Here is a 429-nt window from a genome sequence, read left to right as displayed (position 1 = left end):
ATATCTGTCACGAATCGTGAACCCGCTCAGATTGAACGGCGTGTAGTTGAGCCCCATGATGCTGACACCACGGTAGGTCGGCTCAGATGAAAACGCGTCGCAACCGGCTAACGTCGATACGACGACGAGCAAGACGAAAAACCGCTTGACCATTGCTGGAATACCTCCGAGTCACGAACACAACCACCGCGAAACGACGCTTAATTGAAACGACTCCGCTTGATCTCTTGCACAACGGCATCCGGCAGGCTCTGCATCGCCGCGCCAAAGGCGCCTGGCCGACCTTTCGTCTCAGCCAAGATTCGCTGCACGATCGGATGCTCATCAAATTTCGGATTCACAAGCTGCCTGTAGTACACGTACTGCTCCAGATCCGCCGTGTCGGTCAGCCGATACTTCAGCCAACCCTGTGACGCGTTACGTGCCGTG

At 55.7% G+C, this 429-nt stretch carries 2 pseudogenes; both read right to left on the bottom strand.

Annotated features, from left to right (window positions below):
- A pseudogene (locus HWX08_RS34825) lies at positions 1–153 on the bottom strand (DUF3304 domain-containing protein); the annotation flags it as partial.
- A 47-nt stretch (positions 154–200) separates the two neighbouring features.
- Positions 201–429: pseudogene (locus HWX08_RS34175) on the bottom strand (DUF3304 domain-containing protein); the annotation flags it as partial.

It is taken from the genome of Burkholderia metallica (genome assembly GCF_902832845.1).
Taxonomy (GTDB): domain Bacteria; phylum Pseudomonadota; class Gammaproteobacteria; order Burkholderiales; family Burkholderiaceae; genus Burkholderia; species Burkholderia metallica.
Note: the sequence above shows the minus strand (reverse complement) of the source record. Positions and strands in the feature narration are given on the sequence as shown.